This is a genomic window from Nocardiopsis alba (genome assembly GCF_000710955.1).
Taxonomy (GTDB): domain Bacteria; phylum Actinomycetota; class Actinomycetes; order Streptosporangiales; family Streptosporangiaceae; genus Nocardiopsis; species Nocardiopsis alba.
The window spans coordinates 11563-28414 of the sequence record NZ_BAZE01000003.1; the positions used below are offsets into that span (position 1 = coordinate 11563).

General features: G+C 68.1%; 16 protein-coding genes. 4 read left to right on the forward strand and 12 right to left on the reverse strand.

The genetic code is table 11. The annotated features are described in order from the left end of the window. Window positions 1-80: 80 nt before the first annotated feature. Both TR33_RS05750 and TR33_RS05755 read left to right on the forward strand, forming a co-directional pair. Entirely contained in the window at window positions 81-2327 is a 2247-nt protein-coding gene (locus TR33_RS05750) for a threonine/serine exporter family protein (protein ID WP_234305764.1), read from the forward strand. Window positions 2328-2908: 581 nt separating this feature from the next. Then, window positions 2909-3262 carry an STAS domain-containing protein gene (locus TR33_RS05755; RefSeq protein ID WP_014909058.1) on the forward strand — a complete coding sequence of 118 codons (354 nt, stop codon included), beginning with the start codon at window positions 2909-2911 and terminating at the stop codon, window positions 3260-3262. Window positions 3263-3340: 78 nt separating this feature from the next. On the opposite strand, the gene TR33_RS05760 is transcribed toward TR33_RS05755, so the two are convergent. From TR33_RS05760 to ectA, 12 genes are all read right to left on the reverse strand, one after another. Beyond that, window positions 3341-4036 carry a M50 family metallopeptidase gene (locus tag TR33_RS05760; protein WP_042282025.1) on the reverse strand — a complete coding sequence of 232 codons (696 nt, stop codon included), beginning with the start codon at window positions 4034-4036 and terminating at the stop codon, window positions 3341-3343. Between the two features lie 203 nt (window positions 4037-4239). Further along, window positions 4240-4677, reverse strand: coding sequence for an SRPBCC family protein (locus tag TR33_RS05765; RefSeq protein ID WP_014913443.1), 438 nt, complete (start codon window positions 4675-4677; stop codon window positions 4240-4242). A gap of 57 nt (window positions 4678-4734) precedes the next feature. Then, window positions 4735-5727, reverse strand: coding sequence for an NUDIX hydrolase (locus tag TR33_RS05770; RefSeq protein WP_042282029.1), 993 nt, complete (start codon window positions 5725-5727; stop codon window positions 4735-4737). Beyond that, window positions 5724-7829 (reverse strand): RNA degradosome polyphosphate kinase, encoded by a 2106-nt coding sequence (locus TR33_RS05775; RefSeq protein WP_084570217.1) that lies wholly within the window; start codon window positions 7827-7829, stop codon window positions 5724-5726. The genes TR33_RS05770 and TR33_RS05775 overlap by 4 nt, the downstream gene beginning before the upstream one ends. A 168-nt stretch (window positions 7830-7997) precedes the next feature. After that, window positions 7998-8933, reverse strand: a complete 936-nt coding sequence (locus tag TR33_RS05780) for a CPBP family intramembrane glutamic endopeptidase (protein WP_042282035.1) — start codon at window positions 8931-8933, stop codon at window positions 7998-8000. Between the two features lie 187 nt (window positions 8934-9120). Then, window positions 9121-9954, reverse strand: coding sequence for an ectoine/hydroxyectoine ABC transporter ATP-binding protein EhuA (gene ehuA / locus TR33_RS05785; protein ID WP_017536203.1), 834 nt, complete (start codon window positions 9952-9954; stop codon window positions 9121-9123). After that, on the reverse strand, window positions 9941-10579 hold the full coding sequence (gene ehuD, locus TR33_RS05790; RefSeq protein ID WP_042282037.1) for an ectoine/hydroxyectoine ABC transporter permease subunit EhuD: 639 nt from the start codon (window positions 10577-10579) through the stop codon (window positions 9941-9943). Before ehuD ends, ehuA begins: the two co-directional genes overlap by 14 nt. Beyond that, on the reverse strand, window positions 10579-11307 hold the full coding sequence (ehuC, locus tag TR33_RS05795; protein WP_026125308.1) for an ectoine/hydroxyectoine ABC transporter permease subunit EhuC: 729 nt from the start codon (window positions 11305-11307) through the stop codon (window positions 10579-10581). The genes ehuD and ehuC overlap by 1 nt, the downstream gene beginning before the upstream one ends. A 14-nt stretch (window positions 11308-11321) precedes the next feature. Beyond that, window positions 11322-12161: an ectoine/hydroxyectoine ABC transporter substrate-binding protein EhuB gene (ehuB, locus tag TR33_RS05800; protein WP_014908683.1), complete on the reverse strand. Its 840-nt coding sequence runs from the start codon at window positions 12159-12161 to the stop codon at window positions 11322-11324. A gap of 486 nt (window positions 12162-12647) precedes the next feature. Then, window positions 12648-13049, reverse strand: coding sequence for an ectoine synthase (locus TR33_RS05805; RefSeq protein WP_014910344.1), 402 nt, complete (start codon window positions 13047-13049; stop codon window positions 12648-12650). A 189-nt stretch (window positions 13050-13238) separates the two neighbouring features. Then, on the reverse strand, window positions 13239-14504 hold the full coding sequence (gene ectB, locus TR33_RS05810; RefSeq protein WP_014909366.1) for a diaminobutyrate--2-oxoglutarate transaminase: 1266 nt from the start codon (window positions 14502-14504) through the stop codon (window positions 13239-13241). Window positions 14505-14595: 91 nt separating this feature from the next. Continuing rightward, entirely contained in the window at window positions 14596-15105 is a 510-nt protein-coding gene (gene ectA / locus TR33_RS05815; RefSeq protein ID WP_081536567.1) for a diaminobutyrate acetyltransferase, read from the reverse strand. A 788-nt stretch (window positions 15106-15893) separates the two neighbouring features. Here ectA and TR33_RS05820 point away from each other — a divergent pair. Then, complete coding sequence (locus TR33_RS05820; protein ID WP_014911313.1) at window positions 15894-16157, forward strand: WhiB family transcriptional regulator; 264 nt, start codon at window positions 15894-15896, stop codon at window positions 16155-16157. A 100-nt stretch (window positions 16158-16257) separates the two neighbouring features. Continuing rightward, window positions 16258-16848, forward strand: coding sequence for a hypothetical protein (locus tag TR33_RS05825; RefSeq protein ID WP_014911702.1), 591 nt, complete (start codon window positions 16258-16260; stop codon window positions 16846-16848). The last annotated feature ends 4 nt before the right edge of the window (window positions 16849-16852 follow it).

Sequence of the window (16852 nt, forward strand, 5' to 3'; positions counted from 1 at the left end):
ATCGTTTTCCCACGACGAGCCGCGCAGGTCACTAGGGTGAGCGCGACCAGAGGGTGATTCGTGCGATCGGGGGGGCCGCCATGTCACCGAGTCCTGTGCTCGGCACGCGTTGGGGAGGACGACTGTGCGCGCTCCTTCTGGCCGCGGCGGTCCTCGCGGGCGCGGCGCCCGCCGCGGCCGCCGCGGGTCCGACGCCGAGGGCGCCGGAGGGACGGGAGGCCCCGGTCGTCCTGGTGGGGATCCCGGGGCTGCTCTGGGAGGACGTCACCCCCGAGCACACGCCCACCCTGTGGGAGATGGCCGGGGACGGGGCGATCGGCAACGTATCGATCCGCACCGCCACCTCCCGGACCTGTCCCACCGACGGCTGGCTCTCGGTGTCGGCCGGCCAGCGCGCCCTGTCCGAGCGGGAACGGTTCACCGTGTGCGAACCGGCCCCCGCGCCCGTGAGCGACGGCTCGGGCGCCTCCGTTCCGGGATACGACTCCTACATCGAGCAGAACCTGGCCTCCCCCTTCTCCGCGCCCGTGGGCATGCTCGGCCAGACCGTGCGCGACGAGGGCGGGCTCACCTTGGCGGCCGGCCCCGGGGCGGCCCTGGGCGCGGCCGACACCTCGGGACGTGTCGACCACTACCTGCCCTCGGCACGGGAGCTCACCCGTGAACGCCTGGAAGGGGTGTCCCTGGCCGTCGTGGAGCTGCCCGAGCTCACCCGCCTGTACCCCGACCCCGCGACCACCACCGACGGGGAGGGCGACCCCGACCCCGAGGACGTCCCCGAGTGGGTACGCGAAGAGGCGTTGGAGACCCTCGACTCCCGAATGTCGTCCCTGATCGGAGCGCTTCCCACCGGTTCCTCCCTGATGGTGGTCGGGGTGTCCATGGACACCGGGCCCTCACGTCTGACCGTCGCCATGAACGGGGAGATGACCGCCCAGGGCCTGGTCGGTCCGCACTCCTATCTGGCCTCGGAGTCCACCCGCCGCCCCGGGCTGGTGGTCCTGACCGACACCACCACGACCGTGCTCGACGCGCTGGGTATGCGGGCCCCCGCGCCCACGGGAGGACGGGTCTGGCAACTCGACGAGCGCCCGGCGACCACGGAGGCCGCCATCGGTCGACTGGTCGACTTCAACACCGCGGCGGTGGTCGTGGGCGCCTCGATCCCAGGCTTCTTCAGCGGCCTGGTCGCCCTTCAGCTGCTGATCTACGCCGCGGCCGCCTACGCCCTGCACCGGTACTCGGACGGGGAACGGAGCAAACGGGCCCTGGTCCTGTCGATCACCCGCGTCGTCGCCCTGGCCGGGGCGGCCTTCCCCGTGGCGAGCTACCTGGCCAACCTCATCCCGTGGTGGGCGGCGACCACTCCCCCTCTGGCCCTGCTGACCTCGGTACTGGCCGTGGACGCCCTGGTCGTGGCGCTGGCGATGGCGGGACCCTGGCGCCGCACCATCCTCGGGCCGATGACGGTGGTGGCGGGCGCCACCACCCTGGTGCTGTTCCTGGACCTGTGCTTCGGCGCGAACCTCCAGATGAACTCCCCCACCGGATACTCACCGATCGTGGCGGGACGTTTCTACGGGATCGGCAACATCGCGTTCGCGACCTTCGCCACCGGCATGCTCATGGCGGTGGCCGGGATCGCGCACATGCTGATCGGACGTGGCCGACGGCGGACCGCGGTGGTCACGACGCTGATCATCGGGGTGTCCTCGGTCCTGATCGTCGGCTGGCCGGGGTTGGGCACCGACTTCGGCGGCGTGATCGCCCTCATCCCGGGGCTGGCTGTGACCACGATGATGATCGCGGGGATACGGATCACCCTGCCGCGCCTGGCCGTGATCGGCGTGACCTCTCTCACGGTGATCGCCCTTCTGTCCTGGATGGACTACCTGCGGCCGATCGAGGAGCGCAGCCACTTCGGCGCGTTCGCGGCCCAGGTCGTGAACGGGGAGGCCGGTACCGTCCTGGCCCGCAAGCTCGGAGCGATGTTGGGGACCCTCGGCAACTGGCAGCTCACCCTGCTCTCGGCCGGCGCCCTGCTGTTCCTCTTCGCGGCCCTCAACCGGCCGACGAACTGGCGGATCGGGGCGCTCCAGCGGGCCTACGAGTACGCTCCCACGCTGCGTGCGGGCCTCACCGGCTCCCTGGTGACCGCGCTCGTCGGGTTCGCCGCCAACGACTCCGGTGTGGCCATCCCGGCCCTGGCGTTGACCGTGGCGGTCCCGCTCACCCTGTCGGCGTGCGTGTGGGCGCTCCAGCAACAGGAGCGGTCGCCCGAACCGGACACCGATATCGACGGAACGGAATGCCTACGAAAGGCGTGATCGTGTACACCATCGCGTACGGAAAGCGACAGGTCCACGGGCACGACCCGGCGTCTCTCACGTCACGAATAGGCTACGGCCCTGTGGTAAAGTCCGAGGCTGAACGACCCCGGTGACACGGCACCGCACCGAGCTTTCGGGGAGACGGCCCGGCGGGAGGATCCGGACCGTCCGCCTTCGGTGTCGTCCCGCGCGAGGGAATGTCCGTCGGCACCGGTGGGTTCTCCTGTGCAAGGGACCGAACGCCGTCGAAGACGGTGGCGACGAGCGGTCCCGTCCCATCGCACACCGAGTCTCCCTGCCCTTGAGCACCCGGTCATCGCCGATGACCCACGGCACCGGGAACTCGGGCCCCGGCCCGAACGTTCCCAGAACGCTGTGCTTTTCCGAGTAATCCAGGCGAGAAAGGCGTTTCCTCCCCGGCTTTCGATCCGGGGCACCACGCAAGGAACTTGATGAACCATCAGCTTGGCTCACGCGTCAACGCAACCAACGCACCGGTCACCACGCGCCCCCGGTGGGGCGACGTATGGTCTGCCTCGCCGACCTATCGGGCAAGGCCCGAGTTCGCCGGAGTCGCAATGCCCGACCTGAACATCTCCTCCACCCTCCACGAGTCCGGACGTGTCCTGACCCTGGACGGGGAGATCGACATGGCCACCGAGGCCCGCTTCCAGGACGCGGTCACCGAGGCGCTGACGACACAGCCCTTCGGCCGTGTGGTGCTGGACTGCACCGACCTGAGGTTCATCGACTCCAGCGGCCTGCGCGTGCTGATCCGCGCCCACAAGGCCGCCAAGGAGCAGCAGGCCCTTCTGGTGATCGCAGCCGCCCAGCCGCGCATCGTCCAGACGTTGCGCGTGACCTCTCTGGACACCCGTATCCCGGTGTTCGACTCGGTGGCCCAGGCCCTGGCCGCCCCGCAGAGCGCCTGACCCCCACGACGACGAAGGCCCCGCGTCCGCACGCGGGGCCCCTTTTCCGTGTCCGAAGGCCCTCCGGGCCCCCTCGGATCAGAAGAACAGCATCCACACTCCCAAGAGGGTGACGGCGGCGTTCACCAAGAGGAACACCATCACCCAGAAGGTCCCGGGCAGTCCCGTCAACCGGGCGAGCTGGTCGGCGTCGGAGTGCGGGGAGAGCTGACGCATCCGCTGTCTCTGGAGCTCGATGACGGGACGCACCCCGGCGAAGAGCAGGAACCAGATGAACAGGTAGGCGAAGGCCGCCTGGACCTCGTGCGGGGTGAACCAGCTCACGCCGAAGACGACGGCGCCGGTGGCCACGATCGAGATCACGCCGTAGAGGTTGCGGATCATCAGGAGCATGGCGGCGAGCACCACGATGCTCAGCCACAGGAGAGCGGTGATCCTCCCCGCCATCAGCATGAGGATGCCGAGGAGGCCGATGACGCTCGGCGCGACGTAGCCGGCGAAGACCGTGAGGATCATGCCGATACCGGTGGGTCTACCCCGGGAGACCGTCACCCCCGAGGTGTCGGAGTGCAGCCGGATCCCGGTGAGCTGACGACCGCTGAGCAGAGCGACGAGGGCGTGACCGCCCTCGTGGGCGATGGTGACGACGTTGCGCGCCACCCGCCAGGGCTGACCGAGCAGGACGACGGCCAAGGCCACCGCGGCCGCCCCGATGATGATCCACTGATCCGGATGGGGTTGGACGGACAGCACGTCCTGCCACACGTCACCCAAGCTGGTTCCACCCACTGGTCTCCCGACTCCCTGCGTCGACCGATTCCTCGTCAGCGGGCCCGCTCAGCCGACGCCGCGGTGGCCGGGAGGCGCACGGGCGCGCGGGCCCTTGCCGAACTTTAGGGCATCGCGCGAGTGCTACGACGGCCCGGTCCCGACCCGGGCGAACGGACCGGGGCGGCCGGCCCGGAGCACGCTCCGGCTCAGTCCCGCTCGGCCTCGCGCTTGAGCAGTCGCAGACTGCCCTCGATCGAGCGCGCGTTCCGGGCCGGGGCGCCGGACATCATGTAGAAGAACGTGTGGCCCCAGGTGTAGTCGAAGGTCTGGGTGACCCGCGTCCCTTCGCCGTCGAGTTCCTCCAGCTCGTACCGCCAGCGGTGCGAACCCACGTGTTTCCACGCGATGACCCGGTTCTCCTCGAACTCCACCACCCGGTTGGTCATCCGGTAGGGCAGCCCCATCATCCGCATGTCCATGCCGAACTCCGAGCCGAGTTCCAGCCGTTCCGGGCCGGAGACCGCCTTCAGGACGGTGCCGGAGCCGTCCAGGAGAGGGTGCTTCCCCGGCGAGGCGATCAGGTCGAAGATCCTCTTGGCCGGAGCGTCGATCACGATGCTCCGGGCCACCATGTGTTCAGCCATGCACGCATCATGTCACCGGCTCGGGAGCGCTCCGACCCGGGTCGGTGGGGATGGTCCTCATTCCCGCACGTCGTGGCGTTCCACACCGGCGAGCCCGCCGTCGACGGACATGTGCAGTACCCAGAACGATCCCTTGCGCAGCCCCAACTGTTGGGACAAGGGGGCGCCGGCACGGGTGAGCGCCTCGGCCATCAGCGCGGGGACCAGTTCGCCGTGGGTACACACGACGGTGGGCCTTCTCTCCGTGATGATCTCCGCGAACACCCGTCGGGCCTCGTCGACGTCGTACCCTCGGCCGCCCCGACCCACGGTGAGGGCCCGTTCGGTGACCATGGGCGCGTCGAACCCGACCGTGTACGGCAGCAGCGACTCCGCGCAACGGGCCGCCGCCGAGGAGACCACGCGCGGCCGCCCGTAGGCGGCCAGGACGTCCGGCAGGGCCGCCGCGTCGGCCCTGCCGGTCTCGTCGAGCGGACGCAGCAGGTCGTCACCGGTCCAGGCACGTTTCTCCCCCGCGGACAGATGCCGCAGAAGGACGATCGGGAAGGTCTCCGCGGGGCCCGCGCGGAAGTTGTCGACGACCTGGACGTCGTGCTCGTAGGTGAGCCGTTCCCGCGCCTCCTGGACCGGGACCCACTCGACGGCCTCGATCTCCTCGTTGGGCTCGTAGTCGATCGCCCCGCCGCCCCCTTCGGGAACGGCCGCCCACCACTCCACCTGCTTGGGCCAACCGTTCTTGAGATAGCGCTGGGGAGGCAGCCGACGGCCGAGCAACGGCCTCAGCCCCGTCTCCTCCTCCACTTCGCGTACCGCGCCCGTGATGGGGTGTTCACCGTTCTTGAGCTTGCCCTTGGGCAGGGACCAGTCGCCGCGACCGGGACGGCGGATGAGGACGATCTCGCGCCCCCGGTCCCCGTCACGCCACAGCACCGCCCCACCGGCGCGGATGGGTTCCAGGTATCCGCCCACCGCGGTGTCCCGGGGAGGGAAGGCACTGGTCACCCTGATGTCGGTCGTACCGTTCCCGGAGCCGGTCCCGTGACCGCTCATCCTCCGTCCACCACCCGCAGGTGACGGTCGCCGCGCAGGGTCTCCTGGAGGTCGATCAAGGGCTGTCCGTTCTCGTCGTGGGTGACCCGGGTCCACGAACCGTCGGGTTCGAGACGCCAGGAGGAGGTTCCGTCGGCCATCGCCAGGTCCATCAGGCCCACCAGCCTCCGGCACTGCTCGGGGTCGGCGATCCTGACCAACGCCTCGACACGTCGGTCCAGGTTGCGGGGCATCAGGTCGGCGCTGCCGATCCACACCTTGGGGCGGCCTCCGTTCTCGAAGACGAACACGCGGGAGTGCTCCAGGAAACGGCCGAGGATACTGCGGACGTGGATGTTCTCGGAGAGCCCGGGGACCCCCGCGCGCAGGACACAGCTCCCCCGGACCCACAGGTCGACCCGGACCCCGGCGAGGGAGGCCCGATAGAGGGCGTCGATGATCTCCTCGTCCACCAGGGAGTTCACCTTGATCCGCACACGCGCCGCCCCACCCTCGCGGGCGGCCGCGATCTCCTCGTCGATCTGTCGCAGCAGCCCTTGTCGCAGGGCGGCGGGCGCCACCAGGAGTCGTCGGTAGTGCTTCTTACGGGAGAACCCGGTGAGGCTGTTGAACAGGTCGCTGACATCCTCGCCCACCTCGTCTGCGGCGCTGAACAGACCGAGGTCCTCGTAGACGCGCGCGGTGCTCGGGTTGTAGTTACCGGTGCCGACGTGGCAGTAGCGGCGGAGCAGACCGTCGTCGTCCTGACGGATCACCATGGACAACTTGCAGTGCGTCTTGAGTCCGACCACGCCGTAGACCACGTGGCAGCCCGCGCGTTCGAGTTTGCGGGCCCACTGGATGTTGTTCTGTTCGTCGAAGCGGGCCTTGACCTCGACCAGGACCACGACCTCCTTGCCGGCCCGGGCCGCCTCGATGAGCGATTCGACGATGGGGGAATCACCGCTGGTCCGGTACAGGGTCTGTTTGATCGCCACGACCTTGGGATCGGTGGCGGCCAGGGAGAGGAACCGTTCCGTGGTGGTGGCGAACGACTCGTAGGGGTGGTGGACCAGGACCTCGCGTTCCCTGATGGTGGCGAACAGGTCTCCCGAGGTGAGCGAGCGGGGTTCGCCCGGGACCATCGGCGGATAGCGCAGGTCGGGGCGGTCCGCGTCGGCGATCTGGGCGAGCCCGGCCAGGTTGAGCGGCCCGGGGACCCGATAGATCTCCTCCTCCTCGGCGCCGAGCTCCTCGGTGAGGATGGCCAGGACCTCGTCGCTGATGGTCCGCTCCACCTCCAATCGCACGAGGGGACCGAACCTACGGCGCAGGAGTTCGTTCTCCAGCGACTGCACGAGGTCGTCGGTCTCGTCCTCGTCGACCTCCAGGTCCGCGTTGCGGGTGACCCGGAAGGCGTGGTGCTCGACCACGTGCATGCCCTCGAAGAGCTGGGGCAGGTGGGCGGCGATGATGTCCTCGACCGGGACGTATCGGCCGCCGCCGCTCGTGGCCGGTTCGATGAACCTCGGAAGGGAGGCGGGCACCTTGACCCTGGCGAACATCTGACGGTCGTCGTCCGGATCCCGAACGGTGACGGCGAGGTTGAGGGAGCGGCCCGAGATGTAGGGGAAGGGGTGGGCCGAGTCGACGGTGAACGGTGTCACCAGGGGGTAGACGGAGCGGCGGAAGTACCCGTGGAGGTACTCGCGCTCGGCGGTGTCGAGCTCGTTCCAGCGGACGATGCCGATGCCCTCCTCCGCCAGGGCGGGGGCGACGCTCTCCTCGAAGCAGGCGATCTGACGGACCACGAGTTCGTGGGTGACCTTGGAGACGCGTTCCAACAGATCCCGGGGGTGGTGGCCGCTCGAGGAGGCGACGAAGAGGCCGGTGGCCAGGCGCCGTTTGAGGCCGGCGACCCGGACCATGAAGAACTCGTCGAGGTTGCTGGAGAAGATCGCGAGGAATCGCGTCCGTTCGAGCAGCGGTATGTCCTCGTCCTCGGCCAGTTCGAGGACCCGCTGGTTGAAACGGAGCCACCCCTCCTCCCGGTCCATGAACCTGTCGGACGGTAGTTCCGCGGTGCCGAGTTCCGCCTCTGTCGGCGCTGATTCCGTGCTCACAGTGGGCAGACTCCCCCTTTTCCATGACCACACGGTGACACTCCCGCAAGGGGAAGATGACCGCGGTGCGACCCCTGTGGGTCTTCTCTACCCATATGCCCGATGACCCTCGGGTCGTACCGGGTGAAATCTCCGCCATCGCGCGAAGACTTCGCAGGTGGCGCCGGTTCAGATACCGATCTGGAGATCCGGCGGCAGGATCAGCACGAAGACCGCCAGACGCATGAGGACGTTGATCCAGGTGTTGCGGAAGCAGGCCCACAGGTATCCGTAGAGCACGCTCGCCGCACCGTAGGTGAGCATGGCCATGCCGATGTCGTGCGTCAGGTCGTGCTCCGGCGGCAACTGGGCCACCGCGTCATAGGGCTGGATGAGCGCGTAGGTCAGCGCGAAGACCGCCGAGGTGATCACGATGCCGCCCCAACGGCCCAGGAGGATCTCCAACCGGGTCTGCATCATGCATCGGAAGAAGATCTCCTCGCAGAGCGCGATCAGGGCGAAGGCGAACAGCATCGCGTACAGGGTCAAGGACGGCGGGGGCAGCCCGATGTGCGGCAGGATCAGGTAGCCCATCATCCCGACCGCCAGGGCGACGGGGGCCAGGCCCAGCCAGCGCCAGGGTTCGCTCACTCCGAGCGCGATCGCGGGCATGGCGGTGCCCTTGCCCTCGACGGTGATGCCGGAACGGTCCAGGATCAGCAGCGGGATCGCGAAGAGGAACAGGAGTCGGGACACCAGCGAGGCCGACATGGCCAGGTCCGGGGTGGTCCCGGTCTCCTCGCCGTAGACCCGCAGGACCCCCGAGATCAGCATCATCGACAGGATGAAGCCGATGAGCATGAGCCCCTGCCAGAGCAGCTCCCGGTTGAGGGGGTGGCCGTCCATGGCCCCCACCACGCGTCGGTCCAGCTCGTCCCGTCGCCCCAGCCCCCGCGACAACCCCCAGGCCACGACGCACGCCACCAGCATCGGTATCCAGGAGATCAGCAGCAGGACGGCCGAGTCCCCGAAGACCTCGGAGCGAAGGACGGGGCTGAGGATCAGTGGCCCGATGATGAGGACCGCCGCGACACCGAGCGTCCACGCGAGCCCCCATCTTCGCACTATGGTCACAAGAGTCCCCCCTGTCTCAGAACACACATTCTGCACCAGGGAAAACTAAAAGCGACTTAATGACTACGGTATGTCGTTGCCGGGTCCCGACGAGGGCGCCACACCGGTGATGCCCCACATGACGAGGGCGCCCGCCCGATCGTCGACACGACCGGGCGGGCGCCCCGCGGGAACGGGCTCAGTACCCGTTGTCCAGGACCGACTTGAGGAACGACTTGGTCCGTTCCTCCCGGGGATCCCCGAAGATCTGCTCCGGCGGCCCCTCTTCGGCGATCCTCCCCTGATCGAACATCAGGACGCGGTGGGAGACATCGCGGGCGAAGCCCATCTCGTGGGTCACGCACAGCATCGTGATGTCGGTGGTCTCGGCCACCTCCCGCAGCACGTCCAGCACACCGGCCACCAACTCCGGGTCCAGCGCCGAGGTCACCTCGTCCAAGAGGAGGATCTCCGGTCGCATGGCCAGCGCCCTCGCGATCGCCACCCGCTGCTGCTGTCCACCGGACAACTGCGTGGGGTGCGCGTCGATCTTGTCGCCCAGTCCCACCAGCTCCAGGAGTTCCTCGGCCCGCTGGGCGGCCTCGTCCTTGCCCACGCCCAACACGTGGACCGGGGCCTCCATGATGTTCTTGCGAACGGTCATGTTCGGGAACAGGTTGAACTGCTGGAAGACCATGCCGATGCGCTTGCGCCGCCGACGCAGGTGGCCCTCGTTGGCGGGCACCAGCGCGGAGCCCCTCCTCATGTGGCTGAAGGGCTCGCCCTGGATCCAGATGTGGCCCTCGGTGACCTTCTCCAGGGTCATGAGCAGACGCAGGATGGTGGTCTTGCCCGAACCGCTCGGTCCGATGAGCGTGACCCGCTCACCGGGGGCGACCGAGAAGTCCAGATGGTCCAGGACCGTGAGATCGCCGAAACGCTTGACGACCTGATCGAAGACGATCAACGGGCCGTCGGCGTCGCCCTCGACACCCGGTGTCGTCGTGTTCTCGGGGGTATCAGACGGCGGCATATCGCTTCTCCAGTCGTCGAATCACGATCGCGGACGGGATGCTCACCAGGAGGAAGAGGAACCCGACCACGGTGAAGGCCTCCACGATGCGGAAGTCGGCGCTGCCCACACGCTGGGCCTCGGTGAGCAGCTCGGCCACACCGATCGCGAAGAGCAGCGGGGTGTCCTTGAACATCGCGATCAGGTAGTTGCCCAGCGCGGGGATGACCTTGCGGATCGCCTGGGGCAGCACGATCGCCCCCCAGGTACGGGTGGTGGGGAGGCTCAGGGCGCGTGCCGCCTCCCACTGGCCCTTGGACACGCCCTCGATACCCGAGCGGTACACCTCGGCGGTGTACGAGGAGTAGTGCACTCCCAGGACCAGGATGCCCACGGTCATGCCCGAGACCGTCGACGGCGCCAGGAGGAAGACGAACACCAACTGGATGATCAGCGGTGTCGTCCGGATGAACTCCATGACGAAGTGCAGGAGGGAGCCGATGATCGGCACTCGCCGGACGATCGCGATGGCCAGGCCCAGGGCCAGGGCCATCAGATAGGCGATCACCGTGATCTGGACGGTCACCCAGAGGCCGGAGAGCAGGTCCGGCATGATCTGGAACGTCCACTCGAAATCCCAGAACATCACTTGGCCACCCCCACTCGTGTCCCGACCGAGGGCGGTCTCAGCAGGGACAGCGGACCGCCGCCCCCGGGCGTCACCCGGCCCAGCTTCCGGTTGGCGCGGCGTTCGAGCAGTCGCATACCGAGGATGAGCACCTGCGCGATCAGGTAGTAGAGGACGAGGGCACCGGAGTAGGCGACCACCGTCTCGCCCGTGGCCTCACGCAACTGCTGCGCGACGGCGGCCAGATCGGCGACACCGATCAGGTAGGCCACGGCCGTGGCCTTCATCAACTCGATGACCAGGTTGCCGAAGGTCGGCAGCATCTGTGCCCAGGCCTGAGGGACCACGACCAGGCGCATCCGCTGGAACCAGGAGAGGTTCAGAGCGACGGTCGCCTCGACCTGGGCCCTCGGCACCGCGTTGATCGCCGAGCGCACGACCTCGGCGCCGTACGCTCCCACGTTGAGCCCCAACGCCAGGATCGCCGCGAACATGTCGTCCAGCTGGAAACCGGTGGCGACGGGCAGTGCGTAGGCCATCCAGAACATCAGGACCAGGGCGGCGATGCCCCGGAAGACCTCCACGTAGACCGTGGAGACGGCTCTGGGCAACCAGTGGCCGGCCGTCCCCATGATCCCGAAGACCATGGCGAGGACGAAGGCCAGCGCGCTCCCCCCGAGGGTGAGCTGAACGGTCACCCAGGCGCCGTCGAGGAACCTGGGCAACCGTTCTATGAGGAATTCGATCTGTTCCACGGGGCTCAGCCCTCGCAGAGCTCAGCGGTGCTCGTGCCGTCGGGGAGGTCGTCCTCGGTGAAGCCCCACTCCTCGCCCAGCTCGAGCAGACGACCGCTCTCGGTGAACTCCGCGATGACCCGGTTCATCTCCTCCAGGAGTTCGGTGTCGTCCTGCCGGACGCACAGACCGCCCCAGCCCTTCTCCTCCTTGCCGTCCATGACCGGGAAGAAGGGCTCGGAGACCTCGAAGTCGCCGCCGCGCTCCTGGATCAGGTAGTGGTGGGACACGCTCAGCATGGAGACCGCGTCCACACGGCCGGACTCCAGCAGCTCGTAACCGGCGGTCTGATTGCCGATGAGCTCCATCTGGCCGTCGGGGACCCCGAAGTACTCGGCGTACGTCTGCTCCACAGAACCGTTGAGGACGGCGAGCTTGAGGTCGGGATTGTCCGCGAAGTCCTCGAAGTGCTGGATGTTGTGCGGGTTGCCCGAGGCCACCATGAACGCCTCGGGAGAGGTGGCGGTCGGCTCGGTGAAGGCGACCTGGCCACAGCGATCGGGTGTGATGAACACACCGGCGGCGAGGACGTCGAAACGATTGGCGTCCAGGCCGGGGATCAGACCGTCCCAGTTGACGGGCGAGGCCTGGATCTCGGGGACCCCCAGTTCCTCGAAGACGGCCTGGGCGACGGCGGGAGACTGCCCCGCGGGGTCACCGGCGTCGTCGACGAAACCGAACGGGATCTCGTTGGCCAGACCGACCGCGACGAAGCCCTGCTCACGCAGTCGCTCCAGGGTCGACTTCCCGTCCTCGTTCGCTCCGCCGTTGCCGTCGACCCTGGTGCACGCCGAGAGACCGGCCACGGCGAGCCCGACACCACCCAGGCGGAAAGCGTCTCTGCGGCCCCAGGTTCCCCGCCGACGCGCTGGTCCCTGTTTCTTCACGACTGCTCCTCGGATACTCGCGAGAGCGGCGCCTTCGCCCGAAGAAGAGGGGGGCGAGGGCTCCGCGACGTTCGAATGATGTGGATCGCCTCGTGTGGGCTGCTGCCGTGGTGTGGTCCACGGCTCCGTCCGTCACCCGGGAACAGGGGACGACGGCACTGGTACGGGGTCTCCCTCCCCGAGCCCGCCCCTCAGTAACGGGGCACCTTTGGTCCGTTATGCACTGGTTATGAGCTTCAGGCCATCAGGTGTCCTTTGTAAGAACCCTCTTCACCCCGGTCACCTGTGCGGGGTGACCCAGGGTCCGTACACCCGTCACCCAGGGGTGTCCACCCTCGCGACGACCGAAGGGCGGGGTCCGCGTACGCGGACCCCGCCCTTCGGTCGTACGACCCTCGCCCTGGATCAGGCGGGGGCCTCCTCCTCGACGACCAGCGGGTAGACGCCGTTCTCGTCGTGGACCTCGCGCCCGGTCACGGGCGGGTTGAAGACGCACAGGACACGGAAGTCGGTCTTGGGGCGGACCGTGTGCTTCTCGTGGCCGTTGAGCAGGTAGAGGGTGCCCGGGGTGATGATGTGCTTCTCCCCGGTCTCCTCGTTGGTCAGCTCGGCCTCACCCTCGATGCAGTGCACGAGCTCGACGTGATTGGCGTACCAGAACGTGGACTCGGTGCCCGCGTACAGCACGGTCTCGTGGAAGGAGAAGCCCACCTTCTCCTTGGCCAGGACGATCCGACGGCTGCGCCAGTTCTCGGTCTTGATGTCGGCGTCGGTGTCGTTGATCTCGTCCAGACTGCGAACGATCACTTGGGTCTCCTAACGTGCCGGTGCGCGGAGAGTGCGCTGGTTACACGGTACGGGGCCGACCGATGTCCCGCACGGAGACACCGACCGGCCCCGAAGATTTCGGTGGTCGGTCCTTCGGACGCCCGGTCTCCACCCCGCCCCGACGCACGGACGCGCGTCGGGGTGGAGGGACGGATCCCGGGCACTTCGTCACGCCGGCTGGGCGACCTTGACGGCGGCCCGGGCGGCGTCGGCCATGATGTCCAGACCGGCGTTGAGCTCCTCCTCGGTCGAGGTGAGCGGCGGCAGGAGCTTGGCGACCTCGTCCTGGGGACCGGAGGTCTCCAGGAGCAGGCCCCGCTGGAAGGACTCGGCGGCGACCTTCTTGGCGATGCCCTCGGTCTCGAACGCCAGACCGCGGGCCAGGCCGCGGCCGCGCACGTGGGCGCCGAAGTCGCCGTACTCGGAGGCGATCTCCGAGAGACGGGCCTCGACCATGGCGCCCTTGGCCAGGGTGGCCTCGGCGAAGGAGTCGTCGGTCCAGTAGCGACGCAGCGTCTCCGTGCCGGTGACCATGGCCGGGTTGAAGCCGCGGAAGGTGCCGTTGTGCTCACCCGGCTCCCACACGTCCAGCTCCCGCTTGAACAGCGTGAGCGCCATCGGCAGACCGTAGCCGCTGATGGACTTGGACAGGGTGACGATGTCGGGGGTGATCCCGGCCTCTTCGAAGCTGAAGAACCGGCCGGTACGACCGCAGCCCATCTGGATGTCGTCCAGGATGAGCAGGATGCCGTACTCCTTGCAGAGCTCGGAGAGCCCGCGGAGCCATTCGGCGCTGGCGACGTTGATGCCGCCCTCGCCCTGGACGGACTCCACGATCACGGCGGCCGGGGCGTCCAGTCCGCTGCCGCTGTCCTCCAGCAGGCTGCGCAGCCACAGGAAGTCCGGGGTCTTGCCGTCGAGGTAGTTGTCGAACGGCATGGTCGCCACGTGGTCGAGCGGCACACCGGCGCCACCGCGCTTCATGGAGTTGCCGGTGACGGCCAGGGCGCCCAGGGTCATCCCGTGGAAGCCGTTGGTGAAGTTGATGATGGTCTGGCGTCCGGTGTACTTCCGGGCCAGCTTGAGCGCCGCCTCGACGGCGTTGTTCCCGGCCGGGCCGGGGAACTGGATCTTGTAGTCGAGTCCGCGCGGTTCGAGGATGATCTCCTCGAAGGTTTTCAGGAACTCGCGTTTGGCCACGCTGTAGGCGTCGAGGCTGTGGACGATGCGATCGTCCGTCAGGTAATCGATGAGCGACTTCTTCAGCTCCGGGTTGTTGTGCCCGTAGTTGAGCGAACCGGCCCCGGCGAAGAAGTCCAGGTAGGGCTTGCCGTTCTCGTCATAGACGTGCGAACCGACCGCCTTGTCGAAGACGACCGGCCAGCTACGGCAGTATCCGCGGACTTCGGACTCGAGGCGCTGGAAGGTCTCCATCGTGATGTTCCTTGATTCCTTTCCCCAACTTCGTGGGCTCAGGGCTTAGACGAGGGGTGGGTCAGGATCGCGTTCGATCCGGTACGGACGGTCAGTCGTCGGAGGCGGTGGGCTCGGGGCCGATGGGGCCGATGCGCACGAGGTCCTCGGGGTCGTGGTTCTCGCCCCCGCCGGCCGGGAAGTGCTCCTCGGTGAAGAGCGGGCTCCACTCGGCCTCGGTCCCCAGGTCCCTCGCGAACGAGGCGAAGAGGGCACGAGAGGCCTTGTTGTCCGGGGTGACGGTCGCTTCGAGGTACCGAAGTCCCTGCTCGGCGAAGGTCTCGCCGATGAAGTCGAGCATCCGGCGGGCCAGGCGCCGACCACGGTGAGCGGAGTCGACGGCCACCTGCCAGAGGAAGTACGTGTCCGGGCTGTCGGGACGGACGTAACCGGTGACGTAGGCCGCCACCCGCCCGTCGGCGTCCCTCGCCACGACGCTGGTCGCGGCGAAGTCCCGGCACCAGAGCGTGTAGGCGTACGGAGAGTTCACGTCCATCCCCGTCTCGCCGGCCAACCGCCACATGTGCGGCCCGTCCTCCGGGGAGGGGTGGGTCAAGCGCACGTCCCCACGGCCCACGGCCTCGGCGGTTTCGGAGCCCGGGGCTCCGTCGTCGTTTCGGTCGTGTGCTTCGAGGTTCGTTCGTAGATGTGGCACGTCGACCGAACTTAGCGAACGAAGACCAAAAGAGTTTCAGCGAGATTCCGCGCAGATGTTTGAACAGATAGGGCGCGGGTATGGCTCGTCTATTTAGCAGTGTTCGGCGACCTCGGCCGACACTCGCAGATGACGCGCGGTAGCGGTGGAGCGGCCCGCGCACCCCCTGTCCATCAGGGGGTTCGCGATCCTTTCCGGACCCGGTTCACCCGGGGGAGGCGCCCACCGTCCGGCCGATCGCCTCTAGGCGTCAGGGTCAAACATAGAGCCTCGGAGCGCGATATTAAGCGTGCGTTAAGTCACATGAATTCGGTGGGAACCTAGCGACATAACGCCCTCGAAGGACTGCGGCCCACGTCACACGGTACGCGCTCCGAGCTCCGAAAGCGGCTGTACGCAGGAAAATCCCTCGGCCTCTGAACGGGTCGAGAGACCGCCCTCTTCGCCCCTTTCGCCCCTCGCCCACCTCGCGAACGGGGTCCGAAGCCCCCTCCTCCCCGACGGACGTCCTTGATGATTCTCGGATTTTGGAGCAGACTTCCTGTAGTACGACCTCATGTAGTACTACAATTAGTCGCACCGCTTCGCCGCAGCCCAGAAGGGTCGCAAACCTGGGACGGCAGCGTGGACACCAACTTCGCTGACCCACCGTGGGATCCACGGTGCGGACCACTGACCAGGGATCGGAGGCACTCGTGAACCGCCTGTACCACGAGAGCGAGGACTGGGTCGAGCAGGGGAACTGCCGCTCATACGACCCTGAGATCTTCTTCCCGGTGAGCAGCACCGGGATCGGTCGCATCGACACGGAGAAAGCACTCGACGTCTGCCGCAGCTGTACTGTTCGCCCGGAATGTCTGCGGTGGGCCCTTCGCGCCGGTGAGGCTCATGGAGTCTGGGGTGGCACCACCCCCGAGCAGCGTCGCTACATGCGCCGCGAGCTGGTACCGGCGGGATAGCCCCGGGTGAGGCCGTCGGGTGCGCCACGCGCCCGGCGGTCTTCCCATGTCCCCGGTCACCGTCTTGCGGCACCGGAGGGCACGGCCTAGGTTCTCTAACGTGCGACCCGCTCACGGCACGCTCCGTCTCACGCGCACGGCCTTCCTCGCCGGCGCGTGCACCGGGCTTGCCTGGGGAGGTCACAACCTCTGGGCCGCCACCCCGGCCGGGGTCGAGGGCTTCGCCCTGGCCACGCTCCTCCTCTTCTGCCTTCTGTGGCGCTTCACCCGCGTCATGCGGGGGTTCGGCGACATCTTCGCCGTGCTGGCCCTCGCGCAGATCGCCCTCCACCTGACCCTCCAGGGTTCGGCGGGCCCGCTTCCGATCGCCCTCGACACGGGGATCGACCACAGCGGACACGGGCTGCTCACCCACACACTCGGCTTCGCCCCGGGCATGCTGTTCGCACACCTGTGGGCCGCCCTGCTCGCCGCCGCGCTCCTGGCCCACGGTGAATCGGCGCTATGGTCCCTGACCTCCGCCGTCTCCAGGGCCCTGCCGCGGCTGCTCCGCGTTCCCGATCTCGCGTTCGACCCTCCCGGACGAACGCCCGCGTCCCCTTCGAAGGGCCTGTTCTCCCTCGCCGTCCGCGCGTCGCACGGCCCCCGTGGGCCCCCCGGTTCGCCCACGTCCCCGCCCATCCCGTCGTGAACGC